The 26140-nt window shown below is 54.0% G+C and carries 25 protein-coding genes; 15 read left to right on the top strand and 10 right to left on the bottom strand.

The genetic code is table 11. From position 1 onward, the window contains the following. Positions 1–14 precede the first annotated feature (14 nt). The 3 genes from ACO08I_RS17725 (at position 15) to ACO08I_RS17715 (ending at position 5959) form a co-directional block, all read left to right on the top strand. Positions 15–1610: a T9SS type A sorting domain-containing protein gene (locus ACO08I_RS17725; RefSeq protein WP_421946643.1), complete on the top strand. Its 1596-nt coding sequence runs from the start codon at positions 15–17 to the stop codon at positions 1608–1610. Between the two features lie 60 nt (positions 1611–1670). Next, the gene (locus tag ACO08I_RS17720; protein ID WP_282773877.1) at positions 1671–2129 is read left to right on the top strand and encodes an HYC_CC_PP family protein; all 459 of its coding nucleotides are present in this window, start codon (positions 1671–1673) and stop codon (positions 2127–2129) included. A gap of 152 nt (positions 2130–2281) precedes the next feature. Next, complete coding sequence (locus tag ACO08I_RS17715) at positions 2282–5959, top strand: efflux RND transporter permease subunit (RefSeq protein WP_421946642.1); 3678 nt, start codon at positions 2282–2284, stop codon at positions 5957–5959. A 42-nt stretch (positions 5960–6001) separates the two neighbouring features. Here ACO08I_RS17715 and ACO08I_RS17710 read toward each other — a convergent pair whose 3' ends face one another. Continuing rightward, entirely contained in the window at positions 6002–6226 is a 225-nt protein-coding gene (locus ACO08I_RS17710; RefSeq protein ID WP_282773874.1) for a DUF433 domain-containing protein, read from the bottom strand. 25 nt (positions 6227–6251) lie between these two features. Between ACO08I_RS17710 and ACO08I_RS17705 the strand changes: the two genes are divergently transcribed. Continuing rightward, a complete protein-coding gene (locus tag ACO08I_RS17705; protein WP_421946641.1) occupies positions 6252–7523 on the top strand; it encodes a TolC family protein in 1272 nt (423 codons plus the stop codon). Beyond that, complete coding sequence (locus ACO08I_RS17700) at positions 7523–8743, top strand: permease (protein ID WP_421949724.1); 1221 nt, start codon at positions 7523–7525, stop codon at positions 8741–8743. The genes ACO08I_RS17705 and ACO08I_RS17700 overlap by 1 nt, the downstream gene beginning before the upstream one ends. A gap of 11 nt (positions 8744–8754) precedes the next feature. Here ACO08I_RS17700 and ACO08I_RS17695 read toward each other — a convergent pair whose 3' ends face one another. Further along, entirely contained in the window at positions 8755–9000 is a 246-nt protein-coding gene (locus tag ACO08I_RS17695; protein ID WP_421946640.1) for a UPF0175 family protein, read from the bottom strand. Between the two features lie 137 nt (positions 9001–9137). Here ACO08I_RS17695 and ACO08I_RS17690 point away from each other — a divergent pair, with 137 nt between their 5' ends. The 8 genes from ACO08I_RS17690 to ACO08I_RS17655 all read left to right on the top strand — a co-directional run bounded on the left by ACO08I_RS17690 (position 9138) and on the right by ACO08I_RS17655 (position 16686). Continuing rightward, positions 9138–10889: an efflux RND transporter periplasmic adaptor subunit gene (locus ACO08I_RS17690; RefSeq protein WP_421946639.1), complete on the top strand. Its 1752-nt coding sequence runs from the start codon at positions 9138–9140 to the stop codon at positions 10887–10889. Between the two features lie 59 nt (positions 10890–10948). Beyond that, complete coding sequence (locus ACO08I_RS17685; protein ID WP_421946638.1) at positions 10949–11332, top strand: heavy metal-binding domain-containing protein; 384 nt, start codon at positions 10949–10951, stop codon at positions 11330–11332. Positions 11333–11574: 242 nt separating this feature from the next. After that, the gene (locus tag ACO08I_RS17680) at positions 11575–12210 is read left to right on the top strand and encodes a hypothetical protein (RefSeq protein ID WP_421946637.1); all 636 of its coding nucleotides are present in this window, start codon (positions 11575–11577) and stop codon (positions 12208–12210) included. Positions 12211–12298: 88 nt separating this feature from the next. Next, positions 12299–12472, top strand: coding sequence for a hypothetical protein (locus ACO08I_RS17675; RefSeq protein WP_421946636.1), 174 nt, complete (start codon positions 12299–12301; stop codon positions 12470–12472). 11 nt (positions 12473–12483) lie between these two features. After that, a complete protein-coding gene (locus tag ACO08I_RS17670) occupies positions 12484–12819 on the top strand; it encodes a Uma2 family endonuclease (RefSeq protein WP_421946635.1) in 336 nt (111 codons plus the stop codon). A gap of 540 nt (positions 12820–13359) precedes the next feature. Then, positions 13360–14571 carry an acyl-CoA dehydrogenase family protein gene (locus tag ACO08I_RS17665; RefSeq protein ID WP_282779866.1) on the top strand — a complete coding sequence of 404 codons (1212 nt, stop codon included), beginning with the start codon at positions 13360–13362 and terminating at the stop codon, positions 14569–14571. 45 nt (positions 14572–14616) lie between these two features. Further along, entirely contained in the window at positions 14617–16179 is a 1563-nt protein-coding gene (locus ACO08I_RS17660; protein ID WP_421946634.1) for a hypothetical protein, read from the top strand. 96 nt (positions 16180–16275) lie between these two features. Continuing rightward, entirely contained in the window at positions 16276–16686 is a 411-nt protein-coding gene (locus ACO08I_RS17655) for a hypothetical protein (RefSeq protein ID WP_282779851.1), read from the top strand. Here the strand turns inward: ACO08I_RS17655 and ACO08I_RS17650 are convergent. Continuing rightward, a complete protein-coding gene (locus tag ACO08I_RS17650) occupies positions 16683–17885 on the bottom strand; it encodes a glycoside hydrolase family 18 protein (RefSeq protein ID WP_421946633.1) in 1203 nt (400 codons plus the stop codon). The genes ACO08I_RS17655 and ACO08I_RS17650 overlap by 4 nt on opposite strands. 58 nt (positions 17886–17943) lie before the next feature. Continuing rightward, positions 17944–18978, bottom strand: a complete 1035-nt coding sequence (locus ACO08I_RS17645; protein ID WP_421946632.1) for an alpha/beta hydrolase — start codon at positions 18976–18978, stop codon at positions 17944–17946. A gap of 138 nt (positions 18979–19116) precedes the next feature. On the opposite strand from ACO08I_RS17645, the gene ACO08I_RS17640 reads away from it, so the two are divergent. Beyond that, positions 19117–20148: a nucleoid-associated protein gene (locus ACO08I_RS17640; RefSeq protein ID WP_282779844.1), complete on the top strand. Its 1032-nt coding sequence runs from the start codon at positions 19117–19119 to the stop codon at positions 20146–20148. Positions 20149–20164: 16 nt separating this feature from the next. Here ACO08I_RS17640 and ACO08I_RS17635 read toward each other — a convergent pair whose 3' ends face one another. The 6 genes from ACO08I_RS17635 to ACO08I_RS17610 all read right to left on the bottom strand — a co-directional run bounded on the left by ACO08I_RS17635 (position 20165) and on the right by ACO08I_RS17610 (position 25090). Beyond that, entirely contained in the window at positions 20165–21376 is a 1212-nt protein-coding gene (locus ACO08I_RS17635; RefSeq protein ID WP_345894635.1) for an ATPase, read from the bottom strand. Positions 21377–21418: 42 nt separating this feature from the next. Continuing rightward, positions 21419–22078 carry a leucyl aminopeptidase family protein gene (locus ACO08I_RS17630; RefSeq protein ID WP_421946631.1) on the bottom strand — a complete coding sequence of 220 codons (660 nt, stop codon included), beginning with the start codon at positions 22076–22078 and terminating at the stop codon, positions 21419–21421. Beyond that, on the bottom strand, positions 22066–22935 hold the full coding sequence (locus ACO08I_RS17625) for a hypothetical protein (RefSeq protein WP_421946630.1): 870 nt from the start codon (positions 22933–22935) through the stop codon (positions 22066–22068). Before ACO08I_RS17625 ends, ACO08I_RS17630 begins: the two co-directional genes overlap by 13 nt. A 4-nt stretch (positions 22936–22939) precedes the next feature. Then, the gene (locus ACO08I_RS17620; RefSeq protein ID WP_044218946.1) at positions 22940–24079 is read right to left on the bottom strand and encodes an alpha/beta hydrolase; all 1140 of its coding nucleotides are present in this window, start codon (positions 24077–24079) and stop codon (positions 22940–22942) included. 436 nt (positions 24080–24515) lie between these two features. Next, positions 24516–24857 carry an HNH endonuclease gene (locus tag ACO08I_RS17615; protein WP_421946629.1) on the bottom strand — a complete coding sequence of 114 codons (342 nt, stop codon included), beginning with the start codon at positions 24855–24857 and terminating at the stop codon, positions 24516–24518. Continuing rightward, on the bottom strand, positions 24854–25090 hold the full coding sequence (locus ACO08I_RS17610) for a hypothetical protein (protein ID WP_421946628.1): 237 nt from the start codon (positions 25088–25090) through the stop codon (positions 24854–24856). Before ACO08I_RS17610 ends, ACO08I_RS17615 begins: the two co-directional genes overlap by 4 nt. 141 nt (positions 25091–25231) lie before the next feature. Between ACO08I_RS17610 and ACO08I_RS17605 the strand changes: the two genes are divergently transcribed. Further along, positions 25232–26140: an ROK family protein gene (locus ACO08I_RS17605; protein WP_421946627.1), complete on the top strand. Its 909-nt coding sequence runs from the start codon at positions 25232–25234 to the stop codon at positions 26138–26140.

Raw genomic sequence — 26140 nt, 5'->3', positions numbered from 1 at the left:
AATAGCATAAAAACATGCGATCCTTTACCCTGGTGTTACTCTTCAGCAGCCTTTTGACTTCCACTTTTGCACAGTCTGACTTTTCAGTTACCGTCCACCCTTTCACCATCGACGGCTTCGATGGGGTACAGTCTTTTGTGTCCGCTACGCATGATGGGCATATTTTGATCATTGGCGGGCGCAAGGATGGTTTGCACCAACGACAACCCTTTGCCTCCTTCCTGGCTTCCGATAACAACACGACCATCCACCTGCTTCATCCGGAAACCGGCGGGTACTGGTCTGAAAGCGTATCTGCCCTGCCGGAACCGCTACAGGAACAGTTGCAGTCTACCAATATGCAATTCCATCAGGTAGACGATCATTTGATTATTACCGGGGGGTATGGCTTTAGCCCCAGCATGAACGACCACATCACCTATGCTATGCTTACGGTGGTGGATGTGCCTGCCCTTGCTAATGCCATGCTGAATGGCGGGGATATCGCTCCTGCTTTTCAGTATGTGCCCGACTTCCGCATGGCGGCGGCCGGTGGCTACCTGCAACACCTGCAAGACACCTTCTACCTCGTGGGCGGGCACCGCTTTACCGGGCGCTATAACCCGCACAACGGCCCTTCCTTTGTTCAGGAATACACCAATTCCATCCGCCGGTTTACGATCGGAAACATAGATTCGGACCCAGTCATAGACTTTTATGAAGCCTGGACGGACGAGATGAACCTCCACCGCCGGGACTATAACCTGGTCAAGCAGATTTTCCCGGGCGAACAACTGGGCATGACCGCCTTCTCCGGTGTCTTTCAGCATGCCGCTGACCTCCCTTTCCTCAATTCTGTAGACATCACAAGTGCCGGCTATACCGTCAACAATGATTTCGAGCAGCACCTCAACCACTACCACTGTGGCACGGCCCCGATTTACGACACCACGACCGGCGATATGCATACCCTCTTCTTTGGCGGCATGAGCCAGTTTTACCTTGATGCGGAAGGCGAACTGCGGGAGGATCAGGCCGTCCCCTTCGTACCCACAATCGGGCGGGTGACGCGGCATACCGATGGCAGCATGACTGAACAGCGCGTAGGCGAGCTGCCCGCACTACTGGGCGCAGGGTCAGAATTCATCCCTGTGGGCCACACGCTGGACTGGCAACCGGACATACAAATGCTCAACCTCCCCGCAGCCGGAGACAGCCTCTTCATCGGCTACCTGGTGGGTGGCATTGAGAGCACACAACCAAATATTTTTTTCATCAATGACGGTACCCAAAGCGTGGCCACGAACAGCCTGTTCCGGGTCTACCTCAAGCCCGAAGGACTCAGTAATAATCAGGAGGTACCCGCTCAGCCCAAACTACAGACGCTGCAGCTTTCCCCTAACCCGGCAGTAAATCAGTTGCAACTGTCCTTTGAACTGGCGCAAGCTTCTACTGTGCTGGCTACGATAGTAAACTATCAGGGCAAAATCATCCGGCAGACTGATTTGGGGTACCTGGGCGCCGGAGAGCAAACGGCTACCCTTGGCATCGAGGATTTACCGACTGGTGCTTACTTGCTGAATCTTACGGCCGGGCAGTCGCAGGTGGTGGAGCGTTTTTTGAAAAAGTAGAAGGCGATAAACATTTATGGCTGCAAATACGTACTTTTATCAGTACGTTAATTACCTCTAATGCCAAAAACGCATTTTGCATATCGAATAGCGGCCCTGATCCTGGCGGCCCTAATCCTCACCTCCTCAGTGAGCTTTGCGGTAGATATGCATTTCTGCAAAGGTCAGCTGAAATCCATCAGCTTCTGGGGCAAAGCGCCGAGCTGCCACGAGCAGGCGGCCGCCAAAATCACCTGCCCCCACCACCGGAAATTGATGGCAGAAAAGGGCGAAGCGGCACTGGAAAAATCCAACTGCTGCGACAACCACACCGTGCAGGTAGAAGCAGAGCACGAGCGGCAAATACAAACTGCAACGGAGTTGGAGCTGAATCCAAGCCTGCAGTACTTCCTGTTTGCTTATGCCGTTAGCCTGCTGCCCGCTGAAGCATGCACTGATTCACCTGCTCCCTATCTCAACTACAAACCACCACTCATAGCCAGGGACATCCCTGTCCTGACCCAATCTTTCCTATTATAAGCATGGCTTTCCCGGCTGCTGACGATTGCTCAGTGGCGCGTGAGCTTGTCACCAATCCGGTGCTTAGACTGCTTTTTGCGTAAGCGCTAATGGTGTAAACTCGCTATTTTGCAAAGGCTATACGCCTATTGTGTACCGGAAAGTTACCTTCCATGCTGAACCGTTTTATCCAGTTCTTTCTCGACAACAAACTCGTGGCTTACCTGCTGCTCCTCGGCTTCATCGGCTGGGGGCTGGCAACGGCACCCTTTGACTTTGGAATCAGACAGCTGCCACGCGATCCGGTAGCCGTAGACGCCATACCCGATATTGGCGAGAACCAACAGATCGTCTTCACCAAATGGCCCGGCCGCTCCCCGGAGGATGTGGAGGATCAGATCACCTACCCGCTGACCACCGCCCTGCTCGGTATACCCGGCGTGAAGAGCATCCGCAGCAACTCTATGTTTGGCTTTTCCAGCATCTATGTCATTTTTGATGAAGGCATTGAGTTTTACTGGAGCCGCAGCCGCATACTCGAAAAGCTCAATGCCCTGCCTTCCAATACCCTGCCGGAAGGGGTGCAGCCTACCCTGGGCCCGGACGCCACCGCCCTCGGCCAAATCTACTGGTACACCCTGGAAGGAAGAGATTCCTCCGGCAACGCCACCGGCGGCTGGGACCTACACGAGCTGCGCAGCATTCAGGACTTCTACGTGCGTTACGGGCTGTCGGCAGCGGAGGGCGTATCGGAAGTGGCTTCCGTAGGCGGCTTCGTCAAGGAGTATCAGGTCGATGTAGACCCGGACAAACTGAAGTCCTACGGCGTGACCTTGCAGCAGGTGATGAACGCTATCCGCGGCAGCAATATTGACGTGGGCGCACAGACCATGGAAATCAACCGGGCGGAGTACTTTGTGCGGGGCCTGGGCTACGTGGAGCAAATCGAAGACATTGAACAAAGCGTGGTCACGGTCAATGACAACGTGCCCATCCGTATAGGCGATGTAGCACGGGTGAGCCTGGGGCCGGCTACCCGGCGCGGTGTGCTCGACAAATCAGGTGCCGAAGCGGTGGGCGGTGTGGTGACTGCCCGATATGGCTCCAACCCTATGCAGGTCATTGATAACGTAAAGGCAAAAATCGCGGAGCTGGAACCCGGCCTGCCCAGCAAAACGCTGGCGGATGGCACGGTATCACAGGTAAAAATCATCCCGTTTTACGACCGTACGGAGCTGATCAATGAGACCATCGGCACCCTGGAGGAAGCGCTGAAGCTGGAAGTGCTCATCACCATCGTGGTGATCATCCTGATGCTGCTCAACCTGCGGTCTTCCCTACTCGTATCCGCCTCCCTGCCGGTAGCGGTGCTGATGTGCTTTATCGCCATGCGCTACTTTGGCGTGGATGCGAATATTGTGGCGCTTTCCGGCATCGCCATCGCCATCGGCACCATGGTGGATATGGGTATTGTGCTGGTGGAGAGCATGGTGAACCGCATGGAGGAAGCCCCGCCCGGCGAAAGCCTGATGACGACCATCTACGAAGCCACTACTGAAGTCGCGTCGGCGGTCCTGACAGCGGTCGCTACCACGGTGGTCAGCTTTTTGCCCGTTTTCACTATGGAAGCGGCAGAGGGCAAGTTGTTTCGCCCCCTGGCATACACCAAGACCTTTGCGCTGATTGCCGCCATCATCGTCGCTATCACCATACTGCCGGCGGTGGCGCACAGCGTATTTTCCATGCGGTCGCGCTCCCAGGCTACCGCATACATGGCGAATGGGCTGGCTGTACTGGCGGGTGTGCTGCTTGCGGTGTGGGTGGATCCATTCTACGGCGGCGCGCTCATCCTAATCGGGCTGGCGGGCTGGATCAACTACCGGATTAAGAGCAGGGGAGCGGCCCGCTCTGCCAAGTGGGCTTCCTGGGCTACAAACATACTCTACGCCCTTGTGGTAACCTGGCTGCTGGCCAGCGTTTGGATGCCGCTGGGCGTGGTGAAAAGCACCTTTACCAACTTCCTGTTTGTCGCGCTGCTGGCGGGCCTGCTGATCGGGTTTTTCCATGTGGTCATCTTCTATTATGAGCCCATACTGCGGTTTTTGCTGCGGTTCAAACTGCTCTTCCTGTTGGTGGTGGGCGCGCTCGTGTTCCTCGGCTTTCGGGTATACCAAAACACCGGGGAGGAATTTATGCCTGCGCTGGACGAGGGCACTTTTTTGCTGATGCCGACCTCTATGCCGCACTCGGGTATGCAGGAAAACATCAAAAACCTGCGCCTGCTCGATATGGCGGTCACGGCCATCCCGGAGGTAAAGTCCGTAGTCGGCAAAGCCGGGCGGGCGAATACCGCGCTCGACCCCGCGCCCATGTCAATGTATGAGAACGTCATCCTGTACAAATCGGAGTACAAAACCAACGAAGCCGGCCAGCGTATCCGGTTCCGCTACGAGGATGGGGAATATGTGCGCGATGAAGATGGGGAACTGATCCCCGATGAGAATGGCCGCTACTTCCGGCAGTGGCGGGATGGCATCAAAAGCCCGGATGATATCTGGAACGAAATTGTGCAAGTGACTAAGCTGCCGGGCGTCACCTCCGCGCCCAAGCTGCAGCCTATTGAGACCCGCCTCGTGATGTTGCAGACCGGGATGCGCGCGCCCATGGGCATCAAAGTGCAGGGTAATGACCTGAAAACCATCGAGGACTTTGGCCTCAGACTGGAAACCCTGCTGAAGGAGGTGGAAGGCGTCAAAGCTTCTGCTGTTTTTGCCGACCGTATCGTGGGCAAGCCTTATTTGCTGCTTGATATCGACCGGCGGGCCATCAGCCGCTACGGGCTGACGATAGAGCAGGTACAGCAGCATATTCAGGCCGCTATCGGCGGAATGGCAATGACCACCACCGTGGAGGGCCGGGAACGCTACGCCATCCGGGTGCGCTACCCGCGCGAGCTGCGCGATGACCCGGAAGCGCTTAAACGCGTGTACGTCCCTACCGCTACCGGGCAGCCAATCCCGCTGGGGCAGCTGGTGGACATCCGCTACGAAGCCGGGCCGCAGGCGATTAAAAGCGAGGATGGATTTCTGATCGGCTACGTGCTCTTTGACCGGGAAGACGGGTATTCGGAAGTGGGGGTTGTGGAAAATGCCAAAGCCTACCTGCAGGAGCAGATCGAAGCCGGTGAACTGGAAGTGCCCCCCGCCATCAGCTACCGCTTTGCCGGCAATTACGAGCAGCAGGTGCGCGCCAGCCGGCGGCTAAGCATCGTATTGCCCATTTCCCTGGCGATCATTTTCCTCATTTTGTACTTCCAGTTCCGCTCCGTCGCCATCTCGCTGATGGTGTTCACCGGAGTTTTCATTGCTTTCTCCGGTGGCTTCATCATGATCGGGCTGTACGATACGGACTGGTTCCTCAATTTCAGCCTCTTCGGTACGGAAATGCGGGAGCTGTTCCAAATCCGTCCCATCAATCTGAGCGTGGCGGTGTGGGTCGGCTTCCTGGCGCTATTCGGTATCGCAACCGATGATGGCGTGCTGGTCGCTACCTTCCTCAAAGACAGTTTCAAGCGCAATGAGCCGGAAAGCATACAAGGTATACGGGATGCGGTAGTGGAAGGCGGCCTGCGGCGGGTACGCCCGGCGATGATGACCACCGCTACCACCATACTCGCCCTGCTGCCCATCCTGACCTCCACGGGCCGGGGAGCTGATATTATGCTGCCGATGGCGATTCCGTCCTTCGGGGGGATGGTGTTGCAGGTGATTACCATGTTTACGGTGCCGGTGCTGTACGCGCTTTGGATGGAGGGGCGGAGGAGGTGGAAAATGAAAAACGAGAGGTCATGAAGCGGTACTTTCTTCAAATAACAAAGGCGATGAAGAGCCTGCCTAGTGCATTGGAGGTTCCATCTCTTGCGCGCGCCATGCCGCGTACTGAAGGGCTTGCGTTAGGTCCTCTTTTTCCAGATAAGGATAGACCGAAAGAACATCCTGTGTTGAATAGCCGGATGCTAAGAGCCCAACGATGGCCCCCACGGTTACCCGCATATCGCGAATGCAGGGCTTGCCGCCCATCCGGGCCGGGTCAAAGCTTATGCGGTCTAGTTTCTTCATTGTTTCAGTTTAATTCTATTAACCCATGGTAATTCACATTCGTTACCACTTCAAGTGGGAAAAAATACTTTTTGCGGCACTAATGCTTGGGCTAACTGCTCGGGTTATCGCCCAGCCCCTCCCCCAACTCATCGACAGCGCCCTGCTACAGCAGCCGGAACTGATGGCGCTGGAAAAGGAGTATCAGGCGGCATTGGAGCGCGCCCCGCAGGTCAGCCAATTGCCTAATCCGGAAGTAGGCGTGGGCGGATTCCCACTGCCGGTGGAAACCCGCCTGGGGCCGCAGTTGATCCGGCTGGGGGCTACGCAGGGTTTTCCCTGGCCCGGCACCCTGCCAGGACGGGCAGAGCTGGAAAATACCAAAGCCAAGGCGCTGTACGAACAAATTGCCGCCCGCGCCCTGGAGCTCCGCTACGAGCTGGAACAAGCCTATTACCAACTTTACGCTATTGAAAAACGGCAGGACATTCTGCGCCGCAACCTGCCCCTGATTGAATCGCTGGAGGCTACGGCCCTCGCCAAAGTGGAAAGCGGCAAAGGAAGTACGGCGGATGTGCTGCGTGTGCAAATCCGGCGGGAAGAACTACAGCAGGAGCTGGCTATATTGGAGCGGGAGGCCCGCAAGCCACTCGCTACCCTCAATCGCTTGTTGCAGCGCCCTCCGGCAACTGAAGTGCGAATGGCGGATGAACTTGGCCCCGCCCAATTGCCGTTCCAGCAAGACAGCCTGCTCGCGGCCATCCGCCGTACCCACCCGAAGCTGCGGCAGCTCAGCTGGCAGCAGGAAGCCGCCCGGCAGGCCCTGCGCCTAAATGAGCTGGATGGCAAACCCTCTTTCGGGCTGGGCGCAGACTATATCTTCGTCGGCCCGCGCAATGACGCTAACCTCAATGCCAATGGCCGGGATATTGTGCAACTGCGGGCGAGTGTAAGCCTGCCCATCTATCGGGAGAAATTTGAAGCGAAAGAACGGGAAGAACAACTGAAAATTGCCGCACTGGACAACCGGAAACAGGATTTAAACCACCGCTTTGAGGCTACCATTGCCCAGGCTTACGCCGACTTCGAAACCGCCCGGCTCCGGCTGGACCTCTACGAGCGGCAGCGGCGGCTGACCCAGTCTGCTATAGCTATTTTGCAGGAAGCCTACAGCACGCAGGGCCGCAGCTTCGATGAACTACTGCGGCTGGAAAGCGAGCTGATTGAGTATGACCTGAAGCGGTTGAATGCGGTGGTGGCGGGGCACCTGGCGGTCGCTAGAATCAATCAGCTTTTATTTAATCAAAACGCCAAATGATGCAAAATTTCCTAACCAACTGGGGCAATGCCGCCTACACCAGCGCCGGATTTTTCTGGATGGCGCTGTGGGCCTTCATCCTCGGCTACTTTCTCAGCAGCCTGATACAGATCCTAGTGACGGAAGAGCGCATGCAGCGCACGATGGGCGATGCCCGTTCCAAAAGTATGCTGCTGGGCACCTTCTTTGGCTTCATCAGTAGCTCGTGCAGCTTTTCGGCACTGGCGACGACCAAATCGTTATTCCAAAAGGGCGCGAGCTTTTCAGCATCAATTGCATTTCTGCTGGCTTCCACCAATCTGGTGATCGAGTTGGGCATTATCATTTCTATCTTTCTCGGCTGGCAGTTTGTGGTCGGCGAGTACGTGGGCGGTATTTTACTGATTGCGATCAGTTGGCTCATCATCCGGCTTATCAGACCAAAAAAGCTGATTGAAAAAGCCCGGGCGCACCTCGGGAAGCAACAAGCGGAGGACGATGATGCGGATAAATCCTGGAAAACCAAAATCCGCTCTTCTAAAAGCTGGGCAAAGATCGCCAAACAGTACGTGATGGAATGGAAAATGGTCTGGAAAGATGTCACCATCGGCTTTACCATCGCAGGCATTGTCGCCGCGTTTGTACCGGACAGTTTTTTCCGCAGCCTGTTTATCAACAGTGGGCCGGAAGTGACTACGTATAGCTTTTGGAGCCTGCTGGAGCACGTGGTCATCGGTCCGGTGGCGGCCTTTATGACCTTCATCGGCTCGATGGGCAATATCCCACTGGCGGCGCTGCTTTTCAGCAAAGGCGTAAGCTTTGCCGGGGTGATGGCCTTTATTTTCAGCGATCTGGTCGTCTTTCCGGTATTGCGCATCAACGCCAAGTACTACGGCTGGCGGATGTCGCTGTTCATCCTGTTTTTGCTGTTCAGCTCGCTGATTGGCACCGCGCTGGCGCTGCACTATGGCTTCGACCTTCTGGGCTACCTGCCCGACCCGAAAGCCGTTAGTGTCACCGAAACGGAACACTTTAAAATTGATTATACCTTTTTCCTCAACCTCGGCTTCCTGCTGCTTACCGCGGGGCTGGTCTACCACGGCTTTTTCCGCCGTAAGGACGTCATGCACCATAAGGAGATGGCGCCTAAAAGCAAGGTACTGGAGCAAACGCTGAAGTATTTGGCTTGGGTGAGTTATGTGTGGCTGGCTGGAGGGTTACTGGTAAGGTTTTTAATATGAAGAGCGCAAAACTATGAAGGCAGTATACGATCCAGGGCATTCAGGTCGGCTTCCAAATCCTCTACGCTGTAATTTATCGGCACCTTCCGCTCGTACAGCGCGGCTTGAAAGGCCATGCGGTGCAGACCAGCAAAATCAGCAGCTTTGCCTAAAGACAATATTTCGCGCTGATATAGAGCTACTGCTATACTCGGAACGGAGAGGTTTGGGCGTAATGCACAAACCCGACGCACGAGTATATGCCGACACGAAGTCATGGTTGGTCCCAAACTACTTCGTCGTCGGTATATTTCCAGCGTCAATTCCTCTTCTGTCAATCCGGAAGCTTGCAGAACTTGGTCAGATATGTTTAGCGTCATCATTTGCAACATTTAAGGTCTAAACTAATAATACCATGCAACAAATAAAAGTTCCCCTCCTCATCCTGATCGCCCTTTTGGTAGGTCTGGGTGCCGGTTACCTCCTCTTCGGCGGTACAGCAACTGAAACCGCGGAACACCAACACGCAGCTGAATCAGCGGATTCAGCAGGCACCACCTGGACCTGCTCTATGCACCCGCAGGTTCGCCGGGAAGAGCCGGGCGACTGCCCGATATGCGGTATGGACTTGATCCAACAGAGCGAGATGGCTTCCAGCGACCCGCTCAACTTTGAGATGACCCGGGAGGCTGCCCGTCTGGCCAATATCCAAACTACGATAGTCAGGGAGTCGGCTGCCGAGTCGGGCACTGCGCTGCAACTCAGCGGCAAGGTGCAGGCCGATGAGCGCCGGGCCTCAAGTCAGGTGGCTCAGGTGCCGGGGCGTATTGAAAAGTTATACGTCTCCTTCACCGGCGAGCAGGTCTCCAAAGGCCAAAAGCTGGCGGAACTGTATGCACCAAACCTGATCACGGCACAACGCGAACTGCTGGAAGCAGTCAGGCTACAGGAGGTCAACCCCAAATTGGCGGAAGCCGCCCGCAATAAACTCCGGTACTGGAAAATCTCCACGGAGCAGATTGATGAAATCATAGCAAGCGGCGAAATACAGGAAACTTTCCCGCTCTCCGCCACGGAAAGCGGTGTAGTCACTCAACGGCGGGTAGCCGTTGGTGACTATGTGGCGCAGGGAGAGCCGCTGTTTGACCTGATGAACCTCAGCACCGTATGGGTGGTTTTCGATGCCTACGAGGAAGACCTGCCGCAAATTGGGGTGGGCGACCGGATCACTTTTTCCACCCCTGCTGTGCCGGGACAGCGCTTTTCCGGAAGGGTCACCTTCATTGACCCGATCCTCGACAAAGACCGGCGGGTTGTGGCCATTCGCACAGAAATCCGCAACCCCAACGGAAAGCTCAAGCCGGAAATGCTCGTCACCGGAGAGTTGCGGGCCGCAGCTACCGGGGAGCAAGTGGCGCTTACTGTACCTAAATCTGCCGTGCTATGGACCGGCGAGCGCTCGGTGGTGTACGTCAAGCTGCCTGATACGGACATCCCTACCTTTCAGTACCGGGAAGTAGAGCTGGGCGAAGCACTCGGCGACCGCTACCGGGTCATTGACGGGCTGGAAGCCGGCGAAGAAGTGGTTACCTACGGCAATTTCTCCATTGATGCCGCTGCTCAGCTCAACAATCAGGCGAGCATGATGAACCGCGACATCCAAATCAAAGGAGCAGAGCCGAAGGAGGAGGCCCCCGACTACCGGGCTGCTGCATCCACTGCTTTCAAACAGCAATTAGGGGCAGCGATAGAAGCTTACCTTCGCCTCAAAGATGCGCTGGTGGCCACCAATGCCGAGACCGCAGCCGCACAGGCAAAAGCTTTTACGGACAAAGTAGAACGCATTAACAGCGATGGCATAACCGGAGCGGCCCTGGAATACTGGCGGCAGCAACGCGGCGCACTCATTGCGCACAGCAAGCAGATCGCCGAAGCGGAAGCAGTCGCAGAACAACGCACTCAGTTTGATTTCCTGTCACAGGCCCTTATCAGTACGGTGAAGGCATTCGGAGCAGCACAACAAACCTACTACGTGCAGCACTGCCCGATGGCTTTCGACTGGGAAGGAGCAGACTGGATCAGTGACGCGAAAGAAATCCGCAATCCTTACTTTGGAGATGAAATGCTGGCTTGCGGCACCGTAGAAGAAACCCTGACTAAAGAGTAAATTCGTAAACCAATTTTTACCGCCTCTTTCGGGAGGCCTTAACAATCAATTCAATGATCATGACTAACAACAAGTTTCTTATCAGACTCCTGCCTGTTCTGGCACTGTCCTTTTTTATCGTCTCCTGCGGCGGCAATGCCGATACAGCCGGCGACGAGGCGGCTACCGATCAGACCGAGCACACTCACGAAGACGGGCACATGCACGATGGAGATCATATGGAAGCTGATGCGGACAAGCAGGGCCCGGAGTACACTTCTGCCTATATCTGCCCAATGCACTGCGATGGCAGCGGCAGTGATGAGCCGGGAGAGTGCCCCGTGTGCGGTATGGACTATGTGAAGAATGAAAATATGCCGGCAGACGGGCATATGCATGAGGAAGGCGATGACCACCACCACGAGGACGGCCATGGGCACGATCACGAAGGGCATAACCACTAAAACAGAAAAGAGTCCCGGGTCAGAACCATCCGGGGCTTCTTTTTGGGCTTTCCCCCCTTTACCTGTAGCTGAGGCTAAACACAGATACTCGTTTTGGTTCTGCTATGTGTTTAGTATTAAAAACAGTTCATGGAACGCTGTCGTCATTAATTTGTGAACAAAAGCCGTAAAACAAATCAAAATAGTTGAAAAAAATGGAGAAAACCTCATAACTTTAGACTTATGTAACAACCCTAAAACCTATGAACCGCGCCCTTCAACTTCCAGAGCAAGAGAGGTGGCCGCTTCCATTGGCCGTTTTATTTCTTTTGCTCATCTTGATAACAGTTTACGCTACGCTTAGCACTTCTGCAAAGCGCGCTGATTCGATTGATGCCTTAATGCAACAAAGGATCGGAATTGAGGCATCAACAGAAGTGTACCAAGCTGCAACAGCATCGGCTGCCAAGAATCTGGCCCGGGAACTGGATATTGATCTGGATAATTATGATATTACGGAGGAAGCTTATGAAGCACTGATGGAGGCAGCGGTATCAAAGTTTGGGAATTGCCATCAGTATCGCTTGTATGTGCTGAATTCCAGGCCTTATGAATGCTACACTTGTAAAACGAGGCCAGTGGTAACTCTCAATTATGGTCAGACTTTTAAAATAGGTCAAACATGTGCCACTAAAAAAGAACGCTACCGAAACACTCTGCCTGCACCTGATTTATTTTATCTAGTCGAACACAGAGGTAGTATTTTTGAAGTTTTAGTAGCGGAATATGTAAAGCTAATGCTTTTTCAGAATAGCCACGAACGCCGATTGATCATTAAGCAAAACAGCCTCCAACCCGATGAGATGCTGCTGCCTCCAGGCAATAAAATTTTAAGATGACATGGTATCATTATTTGCAGAAAAGAGCAATGAACAAGCGACACTAGAACTGTACAAAACGATTCAGAGTCTAGGCTTGGCAAAGAACGTGGATATATCGATTAACAATACACTCGATGCCCAAAGCGGCCTCCTCTTCGAAGACGGCAAGCTGGTGGATATCTCTCTGGCGAATTGTTACACGCCCGAAGATATGATCCGGGAGCTGATCCAACTGATGGGCGACTATGCGGTGCCGAAACCATCCGACGAAACCGTATAAAGCAAGTGAGTATGCCAATTGCAGAGCAGTCCGCTAAACGTCCGGCTTCGCTTCAGGTCTATCTGGAAGAAGAAGCACAATCGACCACTAAACACGAGTTCTGGGATGGAGAAATCATTGCCATAGCGGGTGACGCTCCTGCGCACAATAAGATAGCCAACAGCATCGGGACAGCTATTTATTCCGCTTTGGATAAGAATCATAAAGACTGTGCGGTATTCAGCAGTGACCAGCAAGTGTATATCCCTGCTTTTAACCGTTGCGTATATCCCGATTGGTACTGTGGCATGCGGAGAAGAGGAACTTTCCGGAAAAACCATGCTGCTAAATCCGCTGCTTATAATTGAGGTACTATCCGAAAGCACAAAACAATATGACAGTACGGACAAATTTTAAGCTTACCGCAGCATCCCATCCTTTAAGGAGTATGTATTAGTGTGGCAAACCATTCCTAAGATTCAATCCTGGTATAAAGAGGATGATCAACTTTGGCGTATTTCAAGCGCCTTTGGCCTTGACAAAACTTTGCCGCTTTATTCGCTCGATTGCGAGTTAGCACTCATTGATATTTACAAAAGGGTGAAAAGCCTTGGCGAACAAGACCATCCGCAGGCGTTCTAACCTTAAATCTTATCCAAGTAAAATAGCACTGAACCTTTTTAGTAGGATCAGGGAGGAGCTGCATATCTTGCAACCGTAACCAATTTTGTCCAATGCAATGGAGTGGGAAAAACTTAAACGAAGGATTTACCCCTGGGACGGCAGCTGGCGCGATATTTATGTACAGGGAACTACTCACAGCGACTGGCCAGTCCGCATCAAAAAATAAATCTTCCTTTTCCCTATCTTGGCAATCCATTGCCAAACCACCCTAACCAAACTGCCTTATGATTGCCACTTTTGCAAGCCCCAAACTGCAAGCGCTCTACGAGCCGGTGCAACAGTTCCTTCATGACCACATCTATCCCAACGAGCTCCGATGGCTGCGGACGCCCTTCCGTGAAGTGGAACGGGAAATCCGCGCCCTTCGCCCCCAGGCACAAGCCACCGGTGCCTGGAATGCTGCACTAAGCGAAGCAGAAGGCGGCCCCGGACTAAAACTGACAGAATTTGCCCAACTGAGCGAACTCCTTGGCACTTCGCCCTTTGGGCATTTGGCTTTCAATTGTCAGGCGCCGGATGCCGGGAATATTGAGCTGCTGCTGCAGTATGGCAGTACGGATATTCGCGAACGCTACCTTGAGCCCCTGCTGGCCGGCGACATCCGCTCCTGCTTTGCGATGACAGAACCGGCTTATGCGGGTTCCAACCCGGTGCGTCTAGGCACTACTGCCGTACGGGAAGGCGACGAGTACGTCATCAATGGGCACAAATGGTTTACCACCGCCGCCGACGGCGCCTCCTTTACCATCATCATGGCGGTTACCAATCCGGAGGCGGAATCACCCTACGCCCGGGCAAGCATGATCCTCGCGCCCACTGACCTGCCGGGGTTTGAGCTGGTCCGAAACATTCCCATCATGGGCCATGCCGGCGAGGGCTGGCATAGCCACGCTGAGGTTAAATTTAATAATCTGCGGGTACCGATTTCCAATCTCCTGGGCAGGGAGGGAGAAGGCTTTAAACTCGCGCAGGAACGCCTGGGCCCCGGCCGCATTCACCACTGTATGCGCTGGATCGGTATCTGCGAACGCAGCTTTGATATGATGTGCCGGCGGGCCGCTACCCGCGAACTAAGCGAAGGCCGCATGCTCGGTGAAAAGCAAATGGTCCAGTCCTGGATTGCCGAAAGCCGGGCCCAAATCGATGCCTCGCGATATATGGTGCTCCACACAGCGCTCAAGATGCAGGAAGAGGGGCAGCGGGCGGCAAGCACTGAAATTTCCACCATCAAATTCTTTGTAGCAGATGTGATGCAGCGGGTGGTCGACAGGGCACTACAGGTCCACGGCGCATTGGGCATTACTGACGATACCATCCTGTCCTTCTTTTACCGGGAGGAACGGGGCGCACGTATTTACGATGGTCCCGACGAGGTGCATAAGGCTTCTTTGGCCCGGAAAATCCTGAAGCAATACGGGTTAAAGGCCCGGCGCTAATACTGAAACCCGGGAATTGGCGTTTGGAAAATAAACCCTGAAACCATGCGCCACTTTTTCCTGATCTGCCTGCCCATACTGCTTATGGGCAAGGCATACACTCAGCCCGCAGACACCCTCATTCAACCTTCCACGCCCCCTGAGGCGACCGCCACCCACAGTCAGGTGAGCCTGAAAGTGACAGACATGCAGGGGCAGAGCTGGAAAGACATGCCTCTTTGGCTCATCAACCCGGAGCAACCGGGAGTGGTCTATCAGGCGGTCACCAACAGCCGCGGGCAGGCCTATTTTCTATTGCCTAAAGGCGCTTCCTACCAGGTCAATGCAAAAGATCAGCCGGCATTCGGTGAAGTCAAGACCCTGAATGACGGCTATGTGCGCAGCCGCTATACGCTTTTTTATACCCCGAAGACCTACTCTGAAACCGAGCGGGGAGACACTGTTTTTCAGGAAGTGCCGCCCACCCAACAGCCCATCCGCAGCCGTATTTTGCTAAGGCTGCTGGTTAAGAATTTCGAAGAACAGCCTCTGCCGGATGAAGATATTTACTTCAATTATCAAAACAGCGGAAAGGTTTTCGCCGTAACCACCGGAGCGGATGGGCAGGCGCTGCTGATGCTGCCCCGGGGCGACAGCATACAACTCAGTACCGCTTTCGTTCCGAATGTATCCGGTTTTGAATTGCCGGATGATGACCGTCTTGGCACCCTCCGGCTGACCCTGCAAACGATCGGTAAGGAAGCCTTTTTGAAACGTGAAGCCGAACGCGCCCGCCTTGCTGCCAGGAGGGACTCCCTGTATGAACTCGCCCGTGCACGCGACTCCATTGCCGCTGCCCGGGATTCTCTGCGATTACTGTCCGGCGATTATGACTACCTGTTCCTCATGAACTCCGGGGTGAACATGAAGCAAATCCTGGAAAAAGTGGGCGAACAAGCCGCCGCAGAACAGGAACAACTGTCTGAAAACGAGCAGCTCTATGAGCTGACCGGAGAATCCGTCAAGTCGGCTTTTTACCGCAACCGGGCCGGGTGGTCGAGCAACGTCATCGTTACCGACCTGACCGGCAGTATGCACCCGTATATGGACGAAGTGCTGCTTTGGCATGCCCTCGCGGTCGTGCCCGGGGCCCAAAACCGCTACCTCTTTTTCAACGATGGCGACCGGAAGCCCGAAAAGCCAATTGGAGCAACCGGAGGGTTTTATACTACCGAAATACCTGATATGCCCGCCCTGTTGCAGACCATGCAATCCACTACGAACGGAGGCAGCGGGGGCGAGTCTGAGGAAAACGATATTGAAGCCCTGCTCGAAGCCATGCGCATGATGGGCGAGGGAGACGAGCTTGTCCTGATCGCCGACAACTACAGCGATGTACGGGATATGGAATTGCTGCCCCAACTCCGCACACCGGTAAGAATTGTGCTCGCCGGCAATCTCGACCACGGCATTAACGAAGATTACCTGCAAATTGCATGGGCTACGGGCGGCTCCATCCACACCCTCACCGAAGATATCGAAACCCTCAAAACCGTCAATGAAGGGCAGCTGATCACCATTGGCAGTCACCGGTACCGGATGAGCGGCGGCATTTTCGTAAAAGAATAACCCATTGATAATCAGAATTTAGCAAAAGGATCGCTTCGAACATCCCGTTTTCAGTCTCGTTCAAAAGGTACATTTTACCATCAAAACCAAATGAAAATGGGATTTTATTCACTCGCCTTTGCATTGACCATTGCTTTCCTGCTTTCACTTTTGTTCACCCGGCTAACCAAATCGCCCGGTCCCTGGAATAGCTTTTGGGCATTGTTTGCGGTGCTCTCCCTCGCGATTTGGGTGACCAGCATCTGGGTGACGCCCATCGGACCGCTCTGGTACGGTGTGGCGTGGATTGACCTCCTCGTAGTGGGCCTGCTCATCGTCCTGCTCTTCGGCGCAGTAGGAGAAGCCAACCAAAGACAGCTGTCTAAAGGCAACACTATGCAACAGCAAACAGACCCCGATATCCCTAAACAGGATACGACTGCCATCGCCCTCTTCGGCGTATTTTTCTGGATATTCGTGGGTTCGCTTGTCGTACTCGCTATCTTCGGTATAGCCAGCTGGGGTTAATCCTGAGCTGCAGCCCAAATGGCATTCAGAAGGCTCCCCGCCTCTCGGGTGTCATTGCTCAACTGCCAAAACATAATGCCGCCCAGCCCTTCTTCCTGCACGTAGTCCGTTTTGAGTGCTACTGACTCCGGGTCGTCGTAGGAAATGAATATGCTGTCCGCCGGATTGAACAGGTAAGGCGCCAGGGCTACGGAATCCCAGTGCCGGGTAAATCCATTCTTATCTTCATATTCCTTCCGGATAGCCCCATAATCCAGCCAACCGGTATGCACGCCTTTGTTAGGTTGGTAAAGCCCGTTGTTGGCTGATGGGACACCTTTCCAGGCTCTGCCGTAAAATGCACCGCCAATAACGAGCTGCTTAGGGTCTACCCCCAGGCCTTTCACATAATTCACAATACGCTTAGCCGAACGTGGCGACCAGTCGTACTCCGCCTCCGGCCTTTCTTCCCGCCGCTTAGCTACCGTATCCAGAATAGGCAGCCCCTCTAGGTCAGACTCCTCAATCAACCCGAGGGGCGTGTGGTGCCCGGTAACCGGTGAACGCCCGCCCACCTGATCATAGGTCATGATATTCATGTAATCGGCATACTTCATTACCTCTACCGTCTCAATATTGTAGTAGTAGCGCTCCCAGCCTGCTGAGGCAAAAGTCAGCGTTTGGGAACGGTCCAGCGTATCCATCGCTTCCCGCAGGCCTTTCATCAGCAAGGTGAAGTTTTGTTTGTCTTCGGGGCGCGCCCTTGTACCTGCAGCCGGAATCGCCGGGTACTCCCAGTCCATATCCAGGCCGTCCAGGTCATAGCGCTTCAGGAACTCAATGGTGCTGCGGATGAAAGTATCCCGGGTGCCCGGCGTGGAAGCGGCGTCCGAAAACCCATCAGCTCCCCAGCCCCCGCAGGCAATCATGACTTTGAGGTCGGGGTGTTTTTCGCGCTGTGCAACAAGGACGCGCATGAGCGAATCGTGCCCCGGACTCGTAAATGCCATCTTCCCATCCACAATATTGCTAAAGGAATAAATAATGTGGGTGAGCTTGTCGAGGGGCAGATCGCCCGGTGGGAACCGGTCGTTGGCTACGTAGTAGGCCATGATGGCAAGGTCGTCGTTCGCAGGCTCCGTATCCGTAGTATCAGTTGCCGTGCTACAGTTTAGCAATGGAAGCAGGCATAAAGCCAGTAAGATATTGGTCAGGCGCATCGTCGTTGGTTTTAGGTTTTGGAATACTAAAAAAGACAAACAACCCCGCATTCTGGTTTTAATCGGAAGCGGTTTTCACAGCGTCTTCAACTTGTTTCGCCACAGCCTCAAGCCCCAATACCTCCTCCGCAAACCGGAAGGTCTCCTGCCGGACGTGGTCCAGGTCCTTCGAGCCTATGTAGGAGGCTAATGCGTGATTGTCAACGTTGGGAAAGGCGACTTTTCTTTTTAGCGGCTCCGGCGTGCTCAACTGATCGTACATCTCCAGCATAGCCGGAACCGAAACGACCTGATCCTGTATGCTGTCATTTTTGAAGTAATAGCCCAGGAAAAAAGGGGCTTCGACCGCAGCAAAGGTTTCGGGTACCATACCGTGCTCCACCAGGTTTTGCAGCTGCACCAGACCCTCCAGCCGGTAATGATTGTACCAATACTTCATGAACTCCTCTTCCGCATCAAAATGCCGGTGGGTTCCGCCTACCATCTGCCGGGCAATCTGCAGCCCCCAGGGCATCGTCAGTACCTTTGCGCTTTCCGATTTGATGCGGATGTTGGGCGAATAAGCGATAATCCCATCCACCAGTTCCGGATGCTGTGCGGCTAATAACAAGGACAGCGTCCCTCCGGTGGAGGTACTCATGAGTATGACTTTTTTCCCAATCCGGTGCCCGACTGCAAGAGCGTGGGCGGCGGTTTCCAGTACAGAGTCCGGGTGATAATGCAATAATTTGTCCTCCACATCCAGCCCGTGGTCGCGCCATCGGGCCACATAGAGATTGCACCCGTAGCGTGCAGCGAATTCCCGGTGAATCGGTTCGCCTTCCACGTAAGTGGCCGTAAAGCCCGGCAGGTAGACCAAAGCATATTCGGTTGGGCGGGGCAGACTATCGGCCCAGATGATGCGGGCTTCGTTGTTGGGCTTCAGGTTGGGAATGGCCTGCTCAGCGTTGGCGATGCTGTCTCCAAGTGCAGCGATGGCAGTCGTGAGATTAGGCAGCTGAGCCTGTAGCTGAGGCGGGGCAGGTTTGGGGCCCAGCAGGTAGAGTACGACGAGCCCGGCGAGTAGTATGCCGATGATTTTTAATGCTTTCACAGGTGCTTTTTACTGTAAAGTTAGCAGAGTAGCGGGCATTATTCAACAATCACAGGTTTTTGCTGCTCAGCTCAGGCAACACACCAATCAGGCTTACGGCGCACTCAAAATATTCCTACCTTTGGCAAAAAATACCGGATGTCTACCGTTATCCACCATATCGCTATTCACGAATTGCAGAAGGAAGCTGACGAAAGCGGCGCGAAGGTTTTTATGAGCCAGTACTGCCTGCCGGTTGAAGAGCGGGCACAGGCGCTTTCCGATAAGCTGCACGATACTTTTGTCCGCAAAGCAGACACCCTACAGGGCTACCTCAGCTCTCCGGAAGACGCCCTGTTCCCGGGCTACTTTCAGGTTTTTGTCGATGGCGGCATGACGGAGGAAGCTTTTCTTTCCTTCTCCAGAGAAACCATGAATGCACTGCAACTGACCCTGCAGGGCGTGTTGGGTGCCAAAGGTGGCTACCTCGTCTACATCGACTATACCGAAGAACTGACCAATCAGCGGGTGATGGGCATCTTCCTGGTGCGGGATACGGAGGGCGTGGTGTTTTCCAAGAAAGAGGAGGCAGAAGCTTTCGCACTCAATACCGTTACCTATCTCAATACCGAAAAGCTGGCCATGGCCTGCCGTATTCTTGTTGGCAAATTCCAGGCCGGCGAGGGGCGTTGCGTGGAGCTGATCAAGCACGCCAAAAGCCAGAAAGCCATTTCCGAATACTTCATTCAGTGGATTGGGCTGGAACGGCCGGAAAGCAGCCGCGACCTGACTAATACCTTTCTGGAAATGGTCAATGAGCTGCCTATGCCCGTCGATGAAGAAACCGGGGAAGCCATGCCGCAGCAACAGTTCCACGAGAAGGTCCTGCAGTTTGCCAATAGCAGCCCCCAGAAAGTTATCAACATCGAAGAATTCGAGCAGGAGTTTTACAGAAATGAAAATCCGGCTCAACAGTACCTCCAAGACCATCAGGTAGAAATGGACAAGGAGTTCCGCTTCGATAAAAAGACCCTCAACCAGTTTTACAACCACAAAATCAATGCCGATAAAATCTACCTCTACTTCAACAGTGGCCACCTCAAGGATGGCGCTATTGTAGTGGAAGGCAACCGGGTGATCATCAACTCCGAAGAGCTAGCGGATCAAATCCTCGACTTAGGCAACCGCTAACACAAAGCAGACAATACTAATCCATGGGCTTGTCCGGCACCGGCGCACTTGCGTGGAAATCACGGTGGATGCGCCCGGCGTAGTCATCCAGCAGGGCATGTATACGATCCAGATCAGAAGAACGTACGATCATCCCAATGTGGTGTTTTTTCCGTAGACGCCACACAATTTCCGGATCGTTAAAGCCAGAGCTGTCGGGGTGCTGAAATCGGGAAAGAGAGACCACAATGCCAGCATGATCTTCTTTGGCCTGTGGGGCCTCATAGGGCTGCTTTTTGGCCATTGCGGTTTCGAGCCTTGCCCACTCCGCCCACAGGTTAATGCCAGAAGCGTATTCCACCATCTCTGCCAGGTGTGCGCCGCCTACCCGTGAGCTCGTTTCCAGGAAGTAAAACTGTCCATCGTCATTCGACTTGATGAACTCCGTGTGCGAGGCGCTAAACTGCATACCAAAAGCGTCCATCACTTTGGCGTGCAGCTTCTGCACCGCCTTGTCATCGTCGCTGCCCAGAGGCAACGTAGCCGACCTGAATATACCGCCCCCGTGTGCGACCTCAAAGGGTGTATTCAGGTATTTGGAGACCCGGCAAAAGTCGACTTTCCCATCTACCGTAATCGCATCGGCGTGGTAAACCGCACCGGGCTTGAACTGCTCCACCAGGTATTCGTGGCGTTTGTCGCCCAGGCTGTGGACGACCTGCCAGAGCTCTTCCAGTGTATGTACCTTCTTGATGCCGGTAGCGGAGGCTTCTGCCCGTGGCTTGACGACCCAGGGGCCAGGCACCGTAGTCGCATAATGCGTGATCTCCTCATCATTGAAGAGGGGCGAAAATGGCGGCACCGGAATACCTGCTTCCGCCGCTTTCATGCGCATCGCCAACTTATCGCGGAAGTAGCGGGCGGTGGTCTGCCCCATACCCGGTATCCGGAACGTCTCGCGCAGGAAGGCCGCTTTTTCCACATCGAAATCATCGAGGGCTACAATGCGGTCAATTTTTTTACTGCGCATCAGCCAGGCCAGCCCCTGTTCCAGGTTGGCGAAGTTCTCCGGCGTATTCTCATCGGAATCCATGTAAAAAAACTCATCAATGGCGTGGCGGGGCCATTCGGCATGCTCCAGGTTTTTGGCCGTAAGCAGGTACACGGTATTGCCGGCAGCTTTGCAGGCACTCAGGAAGTCCTGCCCTTTATGATAGCAGGTGACGCAAAGGAAAGTCAGTGGTCGCATCATGGTGTTTAGGTTGCTCGGAGCCCTATGGCTGCGATGGGTTTATGCGGTTTTCAGTTGTTCCAAAAAGTTAATCAGCAGGCGCACGCCATAGCCGGTGGCGCTCTTTTGCACGGTAAATTCTGAATCCCCGAAAGCGACCCCGGCGATATCCAGGTGCGCCCAGCGAGGGTGCTCCTCCGTAAAAAATTCCAGGAACTTGGCGGCATTGATCGCACCCGCCATCGGGCGGCCGCTGAAGTTGCGCACATCGGCTACGTCCGATTTCAAGTCTTCTTCATACACCTCCCAGAGGGGCAGTGGCCACAAGCGCTCTCCGGTCGCCTCGCTTGCGCTTTTGAGGTGCTGCTCCAGCTCCGTATTATTGGTAAACAGCGCGGCGGCGTGGTACCCAAAGGTGCGTACGGCACTGCCCGTCAGCGTGGCCAGGTCAATAAGTGTATCGGGGGCAAAATGCCTGAGCATGTAAGCGATTCCATCCGATAAAATCAGGCGTCCTTCAGCATCGGTATCAATCACCTCGATGGTCTTACCGCTGTAAGAATCAATCACATCGCCCGGCTTGATGGCATTGGCATCCACGCAGTTGTCAGTGGCAGGTACGATACCGATCAGGTGTACCGGGAGTTGCAGTCGGGCGGCGGCTTCCATAGTACCCAATACAGCGGCTGCACCACCCATATCACTCTTCATGTAGTGCATATTGGTGGAAGGCTTGATGGAAACGCCTCCGGTATCAAAGGTGACGCCCTTACCCACCAGCCGACTTTAGGCAGTGGCCCGGCTGCACCTTTTGGCTGGTATTCCATGACGATAAAACGGGGAGGCTCCTCACTGCCCCGGTTCACCGCCAGCAAGGCGTGCAAACCCAGCTCCTCAATGGCTGGCTTATCGAATACCGTGACCTTATAGCCGTGCTTGCGCCCGGACTGCACCGCCCAATCGGCCAGCATAGCCGGCGTTTTTTTGTTACTGGGTGCATTGACCAGCCCAATGATTGACAGTTGTGCTTCAGAAAGGTGCAGGGCACGTTCTGCGGCTTGCCGGCCCGCTTCGGCCTGATCTTCGGGGAGGAAGAGGGTGAGTTGCGCTTCCTCAGAAGCAAATGGGTGAGGCGGCTCTGTTTCCTGACGGTAAGTACCAGTGGGCAGTGTGCTTAACAACAAACCGCTCACGGCAGCCTCGGCGAGCACCGGTAAGTCAGCTACCGGTTGATGCAAAAAGCTGATGCCCATATGTGCAGGCAGCTTTCGCTTATGCTTATGAGCAAATGATCGTACCGTTTTCAGCGTATCAGCGTAGGAGGGCTGCTCGCCCAGTCCCAGCAAGTACCAGTCGTACTGATTGGAGAAGTAGTTGATTTGTTCCCCGGCCTCGCCTTTGAAGCGCTCCTGAAGGTCATTGGCAGACGTATTCCAGAAGTCAGCAATGCCTTGTAAGGCCTGCTCCAGGTGAGGACCGGCGGCCAGAGGCAGCACTATTTTCAGAGGCACTTCTCCCGGTGCTGCGGTTAAGGCGCGCTCTGCAGATAAAGGCTCGTGTTTTAGATTGATGATCATGTTTTCAGGAGGTTTTTGGAGGTTGGTTGAAAAAGAGCCACTCTGCGGCGCGGGGGAATTCCTGTCCCCAGCGGGCTTCATTGTGTGCTCCATCGGGATCGAGTGAGAGCTCAAAGTTAAAGGAGGCGTCGCCCTGCTCCTCTGCGGCTCGCATAAAACCGCGGATGTTAGGCACCATATTTTTGCTTTCGCCTTCGCCGGCATAAATGTAGATGTCCATATCGTGCGGGTCATTGAGGTTCATCACACGGAAAGGGATATTGGGGCTCACCCAAAGGGAAGGGGAAAAGATCATGAGCTTACCGTACACTTCCGGGTAAATCAGCCCCGCATAAATGCTGATCAGCCCGCCCATTGAGCTCCCCCCGATACCAGTGGTTTCGCGGCCGGGCAGGGTACGGAAATGCTCGTCTACATAGGGCTTAAGGCGGTCGGCCAGTACGCGGAGGTACTTCTTGCCACTCCCGGCACCCAGCTGAGTGCGGTAGGATGGTGTAAACTCTGTAATGCGATCCTTCTCGGCATGGTCAATAGCCACGACGATGATATCACCAAAGCCCTGCTCTTTCATCAGTGCCAGCTTCTTGTCCACGCCCCAACTACCGAAGGGAGCATAGTCATCGAAGAGGTTTTGCCCGTCCTGCAGGTAGAGCACCGGGTACCGCTTATCGGTTTCGTGATAATCGTGCGGCAGCAGGGCCGCAATCCGGCGGGTTTTGATAAGCTTCGGGATTTTGAAGTCCTCGGTCAGGATTTCAATTTTGGGCAGGTAAGCCGGATTGTAAGCCAGCCCGTCCACCAGCCACCGGTCTACGCTGTCGGACTGCGTATTGTGCTCCCGGGTATTGAGGCTCCGGTTGGGCCGGGTATTGCCAAACCGGTCAAGCTCCACCTGATTCCAGTCGCCGCGGTGGTATTTGTATTCGAGCTGCTCGGGCAGCCATTCCTCAGCCGGGAAGTTGAGCTCATAGTAGCCAGGGCCGGTTTGCTCCATTTGATACGCCCCACTGCCGGTACGCCAGCCATTGAAGTTACCCGATACAAAGACCGGCCGGCCGTGTTCCTCAGCCGGGGTTTGAAGCTGTAGCCGCAGTTGGGTGCCATTCGAAGGGGCATGGCCACTGGAAGAAGCGCCTTCTGTCATATATCGTTGCTAGATCTTTCGTTCGTAATTCGTCAGGTCAAAGGTAAGAAATAAGCGGATTTTGTAGGCAGGCGACCATAGGAAGGCGGGAATGGGAGTGAGAAAAGTTGTAGTTTTAAGCGAAATTCAGGAACTCGGGTATGAAAATCATTGACATGAGCTTGCTGAGTGCTTTCCGGAAACCGGCAGGCGTATTACCACAATATCCGTAAACCTGGGCTCGGATTACGAAAGCCTGGACTACGGGCAGGCGCTGGATTTTTTGCTGATGACGGTTGATAGCTTGCGAAAAGACAGGGAATTATAGCAGTGCGGACTGTTAACGCTACAACTTAATTCCTGGAACCTGAGAAAGATTTTGTCTCAAAATAAACCGCTTAACAAAAGAAACCTTCGCTCCATAACACTATGTGGATGATTAAATCCAAGAATTTTATCAGTGGCTTCCCCTATTAGACTTTATGGGTTGAATGATTCCTGAATCAAGTAATAAAAAATGATCTTTCCACTGATCTTTGCGCGGATTGTAAAACCGAACTAAGTTCTCGTTATCGCCATCAGGAAAGGTACCCAAATCACTGCCTTTGTTCCGATTGCAAACTGCACATGCGAGTGCCAGGTTATTTAACTGTGTTTCCCCACCGTGTTTAATGCTAATAATATGATCGATTTGAAATTTATAAAAAGACTGGCCTTCAGGCAAAAAGCAGTATTCACACTTATGCCCAGCACGCTCCACGACGAAGTCCCTGATTTGTTGTGAAATATGACGACTCATTTCGACAACAAATACCGGGCCTTGGCTTTGGTTAAACGAATGAGCCGTTCCAACAAAATATACTGATTCAGTTCCTCTTTCTCTTCTGGAGAAAGCACTGCATTTTTTTCTCTATCAATTAAAAAATCCAGTCGCTCTTGCATCTCCTCGTTTGCCTGGAGTTCGAGTACCTTCTCTGGGTCCATGTGAGCAATAAAGTTAGCGACATTATCGTAAGCTGTGGTCGCAGTCATAACTCGTTCTTTACGTGGTCAAAACATTCTCGATACAATATAACAACTTTCCCGCTTATTTGGTGCCTCAAATCTTTACCCTGGTAACACCCAATAATCCCCACGAAACCCTAATTTTGCCAAGCACAACAAAACGAATCCATGGAAAACCAACTCCTTTGGGGCATCGACCTCGGCGGCACCAAAATTGAAGGTGCGATTATCGAAAGCATTCAACCGCTGAAAGTGCGCTCCCGGCTGCGCGTTCCCACCGAAAAGGAAGGAGGGTATGAGCACATCATCGGGCAGATTGGCAAAGTGGTGGACTTGCTGCGGGAAGACAGCGGCGCAGAACCAAAGCGCATCGGCATTGGCACACCCGGCACCCTCGACCCCATCACGGGACTGATGAAGAATGCCAACACCACCGCCCTCAACGGGCAGCCCCTCAAGCAGGATTTGGAAAAGGCACTCGGCCTGCCGGTACAAATGGCTAATGATGCCAATTGCTTTGCTGTCGCAGAAGCGCGCCTGGGCAAAGTGCCCCGGGAAGCCCCGGACGCGCAGGTCGTCTTCGGCGTCATCATGGGCACAGGCGTAGGCGGCGGCCTGGTCATCAACGGGCAGGTACGCAACGGCCGGCAGGGCATAGCCGGGGAGTGGGGCCACAACTTCCTTGACTTCTCAGGGGGGGAGTGCTACTGCGGGCAGACAGGCTGCGTGGAAACTATTATTTCCGGGCCGGCACTACAGCGGTTCTACGAGAGCGAATCGGGCCAAAAGGATAAGCTCAAGAACATCCTGGAACGGGTAGATACCGATGTGCATGCAAAAGCAACCCTCGACCGCCTCATCCATTTCTTCGGTAAAGGCATGGCTTCCGTCATCAATACCCTCGACCCGGATGTAATCGTACTGGGCGGTGGCCTGGGCAATATCCCTGACTTATATACAAAAGGTGTGGAATCGGTCAAAAAGCACGTCTTTAACCACCGGCTTGACACCCAATTCCTGGCGCCGGAGCTGGGCGATAGTGCAGGCGTGTTTGGTGCGGCGATGCTCGTGGCTTAG

The organism is Phaeodactylibacter xiamenensis (assembly GCF_965229835.1).
GTDB lineage: Bacteria > Bacteroidota > Bacteroidia > Chitinophagales > Saprospiraceae > Phaeodactylibacter > Phaeodactylibacter xiamenensis.
Note: the sequence above shows the minus strand (reverse complement) of the source record. Positions and strands in the feature narration are given on the sequence as shown.